This is a genomic window from Streptomyces sp. NPDC002776, assembly GCF_053592195.1.
On the sequence record NZ_JBSFVG010000022.1, the window covers coordinates 80,476 to 86,978 of the forward strand.

Consider the following 6,503-nt stretch of genomic DNA (forward strand, 5'->3'; position numbering starts at 1 on the left):
GGCGGCCCGACGTGCGTCTGCGGCACCCCGACGGCACCACCGTCCACCTGGCCTACTGCACCAACGTGCACCCCGCGGAGGACCTCGACGGCATCGTCGCCCAGCTCTCCCGCTTCGCCGAGCCCGTCCGCGCACGGCTCGGGGCCGGCCGGATCGGCCTCGGCCTGTGGCTGGCCGCCCCCGTCGTGACGGTCCTCGACACCGACCCCGGCGCGGTGCGGGCCCTGCGCGCGGAGCTGGACCGGCGCGGCCTGGAGGTCGTCACGCTCAACGCCTTCCCCTACACCGGTTTCCACGCCCCGACCGTCAAGAAGGCGGTCTACCGGCCCGACTGGACCGAACCGGCCCGGCTCGCCCACACCCTGGCCTGCGCCCGCGTGCTCACCGGGCTGCTGCCCGCCGACGCGGCGCGCGGTTCGGTCTCGACCCTTCCGCTCGCCTGGCGCGAGCCCTTCGCCCCGGACCGCCACAACCTGCTCCGCCGCCATCTGGACCTGCTCGCCGAGGGCCTGGCCAAGATCGCCGCCGACACCGGGCGCAGCGTCCGCGTCGGCTTCGAACCCGAACCGGGGTGCCTGATCGAGACCACCGGCCAGGCGGCTGGGCTGCTCGACTCGGTGGACCGGGAGTGGCTGGGCGTCTGCCTGGACACCTGCCATCTCGCCGTCGCACACGAGGAACCCGGCCCCGCCCTGGCCCGGCTGGCCGCCGCCCGGTTGCCGGTGGTCAAGACGCAGGCCTCCTGCGCCGTACACGTGGACCGGCCCGACGACCCAGCCGTGCGCGCCGCGGTGGCGGCCTTCGACGAACGGCGGTTCCTGCACCAGACCCGGGAGGCGGCCACCGGAGCGCCCCTGGCCGTGGACGACCTGCCCGAGGCACTCGCGGGCGCGCTGCCCGCCGAAGGCCCTTGGCGCATCCACTACCACGTGCCCGTGCAGCGCGAGCTGCCGCCGCCGCTGCGCAGCACCCGCCCCGAACTCACCGCCGCGCTCACCGCCTTGCTGGGCGGCGGCACGGCCCGCACCGACCACGTCGAGGTGGAGACCTACACCTGGCCGGTGCTGCCCGGCGCACCCACCGGAACCGACCTGGTCGACGGCATCGCCGGCGAACTCGCCTGGACCCGGGACACCCTGACCGACCTCGGCCTGACGCTGGAGGACGCCCCGTGAAACGGCTGCTCGTGCTGAACGTCGTGGGCCTGACCCCACGCCTGCTGCCCCACATGCCGCACCTCGCGGAGGTCGCCGCGCAGGGCCGGCGCGCCCGGCTGGAGACCGTGCTGCCCGCCGTCACCTGCTCCGTCCAGTCCACCCTGCTCACCGGCCGCCTCCCCGCCGGCCACGGCATCGTGGGCAACGGCTGGTACTTCCGCGAACTGGGCGACGTCCTGCTGTGGCGCCAGCACAACCGGCTCGTGGGCGGCGAGAAGATCTGGGACGCCGCCCGGTCGCTGCGGCCCGGCTACACCGTGGCCAACGTCTGCTGGTGGTACGCCATGGGCGCCGACGTCGACTGGACCGTCACCCCGCGGCCCGTCTACTACGCCGACGGCCGCAAGGAACCCGACTGCTACACCCGCCCGCCCGCGCTCCACGACGAACTCACCGACCAGCTGGGCGACTTCCCGCTGTTCCAGTACTGGGGGCCCGGCGCGGGCATCGCCTCCTCCCGGTGGATCGTGGACGCCGCCCGCCATCTGCTGCGCACCCGCCGACCGGACCTCAGCCTGGTCTACGTACCGCACCTCGACTACGACCTCCAGCGGCACGGCCCGCACGGCAGGCCCGCCCGCCGCGCCGCCGCCGAACTGGACCGCACCCTCGCCCCGCTGCTGGACGACGCCCGCCGCGACGGCGTCACGGTGGTCGTCCTCAGCGAGTACGGCATCACCACGGTCACCCGGCCCGTGCATCTCAACCGCGCCCTGCGCCGCGCCGGACTGCTGGACGTGCACACTCAGGACGGCATGGAGTACCTGGACCCCTGGACCTCGCGTGCCTTCGCCGTCGCCGACCACCAGGTGGCCCACGTCTATGTCCGCGACCCCGCCGACCGGCCCCGGGTCGCGGAGCTGCTGCGAGGCGTGGACGGCGTGGCCGAGCTCCTCGACGACACCGGCAAGAAGGAACACGGCCTCGACCACGAACGCGCCGGCGATCTCGTCGCCGTGGCCGCCGCGGACTCCTGGTTCACCTACTACTACTGGCTCGACGACCTCCGGGCCCCCGACTTCGCCCGCACCGTCGACATCCACCGCAAACCCGGCTACGACCCGGCCGAACTCGCCTTCGACCACACCGATCCGCTGGTCAAGCTGCGCGCGGTGAAGGCGCTGGCCCGCAAGAAGCTCGGCCTGCGCTACACGATGAACGTCATCCCCCTGGACGGCTCCCGGGTGCGCGGCAGCCATGGACGCCTGCCCGACGACCCCCAGGACGGCCCGGTGCTGCTGGTCTCCGACGCCGGCGCCCCGGTCCGGGACATGATCGCGGCGACCGAGGTGAAGGACCTGCTCCTGGACCTGGCCGAACTGCGCCCATGAACGCCGGGTGGAAATTCGGAGAGCATCTCCGGACATGCTGAACCGATACGCGGCCGATAACGCCCCGCCCTAGCGTCCGGAGTGCACCCGATAGCGATGTGGACGGAGGCTGTCCGAAGATGGCTGTGAATACCGGACGTGCGACTGCGCCCTACGACATGACCCTCACCGGCCAGGACACGCAGCTCGTCGAGGAAATCGCCTGGAAACTCGCGGGCCGCACCTCGGGTCGGCCCGATGATCCGGAGTGGGTGGCGGCCGCCCGGAATTCCTGGCACGAATTGCCGCCGGCGCCCCGCCGAATTCTCGCGGAATTCCGCCGGTATTCCGGGCCGCAGGGGGCACTGGTGCTGCGCGGACTCCCGGTCGACGCGATGGAACTCCCGCCCACCCCCAGCGTGAACGGATCGGTCCAGCGGGAGCCCTCCCTGGCCGCAGCGCTGCTGCTGATGATCGCCTCCGGGCTCGGCGACCCCGGAGCGTTCCGCCCCGAGAAGGGCGGCGCCCTCGTCCAGGACGTCGTCCCCGTGCCCGGCATGGAGGAGTTCCAGGGCAACGCCGGTTCCACCCTGCTCACCTTCCATAACGAGAACGCCTTCCACGAGCACCGCCCCGACTTCGTGATGCTGCTGTGCCTGCGCGCCGACCCCGAGGGCCGGGCCGGGTTGCGCACCGCCTGCATCCGACAGGTGCTGCCGCTGCTGCCCGCCGAGACCGTACGGGCGCTGTGGGCACCGGAGTTCGTCACCGCCCCGCCGCCCTCCTTCGGCCTCGGGGACGTCGAGACCGCCCCGGCCCCGGTGCTCACCGGCGACCCCCACGACCCGGACATCCGGGTCGACATCGCCGCCACCAGCCCGGCCACCGAGCGCGCCGCCGAGGCGCTGCGGGTGCTCCAGGACCACTTCGACCGCACCGCGGCCACCCACCGGCTCCAGCCCGGAGAGCTGGCGATCGTCGACAACCGGGTCACCGTGCACGGCCGCACCGAGTTCACCCCCCGCTACGACGGAACCGACCGCTGGCTCCAGCGCACCTTCGTGCTGACCGATCTGCGCCGCTCCCGCGCGCTGCGCCCGGCCGACGGCTATGTGCTCGGCGCGGCCGGCTGACCCGTCGTACGGCCGACCGACCGGACCGAGACAGAAGGTGGCAGAGCGATGACCAGCACGCAGACCAGGGAGCGGCCCGCGCCCGCGCCCACGCGGACGGCGGCACCCGCCGGGACGGCCGGCGGGCGGACCGGGGACGTGGGTCTGCGTACGCTGCTGCCCCACCTCAAGGGCCACTGGCCGGTCCTCGGCACCGTCGGGCTCCTGTCGCTGGCCGTCACCTTGCTGACGCTCTGTCAGCCGCTGCTGATCCGCGACGTGCTGACCCGCATGGAGGCCGACGAAGGAGTGGCCGGGCTGGTCGGGCTGCTCGTGGCGGCCCTGCTCGCGGGGGCCGTGCTCAGCGGGTTCCGTGACTATCTGCTCCAGCGCGTGGCCGAGGGCCTGGTCCTCGGCACCCGCCGCCGACTGGTCGCCCGGCTGCTGCGGCTGCCCATCGCCGAGTACGACCGGCGCCGCACCGGGGACCTGCTCTCCCGCGTCGGCGCCGACACCACCCTGCTGCGCGCCGTGGTCACCTCCGGGCTGTTCGACATCGTCACCAACGTCCTGCTGGTGGGCGGCTCGGCGGTGATGATGCTCCTGATCGACCCGCTGCTGTTCGGGGCGACGGCCCTGGGCCTGACGACCGGTGTCCTGGCCGTGGTGGGACTGTCCCGGCAGGTGCGCGGGGCCTCCCGGGACGCCCAGGACCGAGTCGGTGAGATGACCTCCGCGGTGGAGCGCGCCATCTCGGCCGTCCGCACCATCCGGGCCAGCGGCGCCGAGGAGCGCGAGGCACGGGCCGTCGACGCCTTCGCCGGGCACGCCCACGACGCCGGACTGCGCATCGCGCGCCTCCAGTCGCTGATCAACCCGATCACGTCCACCACTGTCCAGGTCGCGTTCCTGGTGGTCCTGGGCGTCGGCGGCGCCCGCGTGGCCTCCGGCGCCATCGAGGTCGGCGACCTGGTCTCCTTCCTGCTGTTCCTGTTCACGCTGTGGTTCCCGCTCGGCCGCGCCCTCAACGCCTACTCCCGCCTCCAGTCGGGCCTCGGCGCCCTGCACCGGATCGAGGAGGTCATGGAGCTGCCGCAGGAGTCCGACCTCACCGACACCCCCGCCGCCCTGCTGTCGGTGCGCGAACGCGGCGAGCCCGAGCCGACCGCCCCGCAACCGCCCGCGATCGAGTTCGACCAGGTCACCTTCGGCTACGAGGGCGGCGAGACCGTCCTGAAGGACGTGTCCCTGATGGTGCCGCGCGGCACCCGCACCGCGCTCGTCGGCCCCTCCGGCGCGGGCAAGTCCACGCTGCTGTCCCTGGTCGAGCGGTTCTACGACGTCACCTCGGGCACCGTCCGCGTCGACGGCACCGACGTACGCGACCTGCCGCGGCCCGCTCTGCGCCACAAGCTCGGCTACGTCGAGCAGTCGGCGCCCGTCCTCGCCGGAACCGTCCGGGACAATCTCGCCCTGGCCTCGCCCGACGCCACCGACGAGGACATGCGCGAGGTGCTGCGCTCGGTCAACCTGGAGGACATCGTCATGCGGGCCCCGCAGGGCCTCGACACCGAGGTCGGCGAGGGCGGTGTGCTGCTGTCCGGCGGCGAACGCCAGCGGCTGGCGCTGGCCCGCACCTTCCTCGCCGCCCCACCGATCATGCTGCTGGACGAGGCGACCAGCAATCTGGACGCCCGCAACGAGGTGCTGATGCGGGACGCAATCGGCTCCGTCACCACCGACCGCACCCTGCTCGTGGTGGCGCACCGGCTGTCCACCGTCGTCGACAGCGACCAGATCGTGGTGCTGGAACACGGCGAGGTCGTCGCCGTAGGCCGCCACGACGAACTCGCCGACACCAACCCCCTGTACCGCGAACTGGCCGCGCACCAGCTGCTCATCAAGTGACACCGTGACGACGGAAGGGCCTCCCGGCTTCGGCCGGGAGGCCCTTCGTCCTGTCCTGCCGTGTTCTCACCGCCCCACGAACTCCAGGATCAGCTTGTTCACGGCCTCGGGCGCCTCCAGATAGCCGTAGTGCCCGCAGTCCGCCACGATCTCGAACTCCGCGCCGGGGATGGCCTCCGCGACCTCGCGGCCCAGCGCCGGCGGGGCGATCAGGTCGTCCTGGAAGGCGATGACCCGGGTGGCCGCCCGGATGCCCCGGTAGGCCGGACGCCGGTCCGGCATGGCGCCCACCGCGAGCTGAGCCCGGTGCCCGGGGCCCGACACCCGCGTCAGCTCCAGCACGTCCAGCCAGTCGCGCGCCCGCTGGTCGTCGTCGAGGGTGCGCGGGGAGAGGTTCTGCATGGCCTGCACCACCGCCTCGTAGGCGGCGGGCAGCCGGACACCCTGGGCGTACAGCTCCATCTCCGCCCGGCACAGCGCCGTACGCAGCGCGTCCGAGCGGGCGCGGGTGGCCATCAGCACCAGCCGGTCGACCAGTTCGGGCCCGGACACGGCGAGTTCCTGGGCGATGTGTGCGCCCATCGAGATTCCCACCACCGGGCACGGGCCCAGCCGCAGTTCCTCGATCAGCGCGGCGGTGTCGGCGACCAGGTCGTCGATGCCGAACCCGTCCGCGCCCTCGTCGCTGGGGGCGATCCCGCGGTTGTCGAAGCTGATCACCCGGAACCCGGCGGCGACCAATGCCGGTACCTGGTGCAGATGCCAGGCCCGGCCGCTGCCGCCCGAGCCCATGACCAGCAGCACGGGCGGGGCCGAAGTCCCGGTCCCAGGGGGTGAGTTGTCGTAGTAGTTGAGCCGGACGCCATTGACGTCGAGGAACGGCACGGCGGTGACCTTCCGTGAGGAGTGGCGGGCAGGGACGAAAGGCGGGGCGGCGTCCGGTGACGCCGCCCCGC

At 73.2% G+C, this 6,503-nt stretch carries 5 protein-coding genes; 4 read left to right on the forward strand and 1 reads right to left on the reverse strand.

Annotated elements, in window-relative coordinates; all coding sequences use genetic code 11:
- Positions 1 to 11 precede the first annotated feature (11 nt).
- From eboE to ACWD11_RS31405, 4 genes are all read left to right on the forward strand, one after another.
- Complete coding sequence (gene eboE / locus ACWD11_RS31390; protein WP_451287063.1) at positions 12 to 1,175, forward strand: metabolite traffic protein EboE; 1,164 nt, start codon at positions 12 to 14, stop codon at positions 1,173 to 1,175.
- On the forward strand, positions 1,172 to 2,548 hold the full coding sequence (locus tag ACWD11_RS31395) for an alkaline phosphatase family protein (RefSeq protein ID WP_451287065.1): 1,377 nt from the start codon (positions 1,172 to 1,174) through the stop codon (positions 2,546 to 2,548). Before eboE ends, ACWD11_RS31395 begins: the two co-directional genes overlap by 4 nt.
- 119 nt (positions 2,549 to 2,667) lie before the next feature.
- A complete protein-coding gene (locus ACWD11_RS31400; RefSeq protein WP_389420152.1) occupies positions 2,668 to 3,660 on the forward strand; it encodes a TauD/TfdA family dioxygenase in 993 nt (330 codons plus the stop codon).
- 48 nt (positions 3,661 to 3,708) lie between these two features.
- Positions 3,709 to 5,547 carry an ABC transporter ATP-binding protein gene (locus tag ACWD11_RS31405; protein ID WP_451287067.1) on the forward strand — a complete coding sequence of 613 codons (1,839 nt, stop codon included), beginning with the start codon at positions 3,709 to 3,711 and terminating at the stop codon, positions 5,545 to 5,547.
- 66 nt (positions 5,548 to 5,613) lie between these two features.
- Here the strand turns inward: ACWD11_RS31405 and ACWD11_RS31410 are convergent, their stop codons facing one another.
- Positions 5,614 to 6,432: an alpha/beta fold hydrolase gene (locus ACWD11_RS31410; protein WP_451287069.1), complete on the reverse strand. Its 819-nt coding sequence runs from the start codon at positions 6,430 to 6,432 to the stop codon at positions 5,614 to 5,616.
- Positions 6,433 to 6,503: the final 71 nt, after the last annotated feature.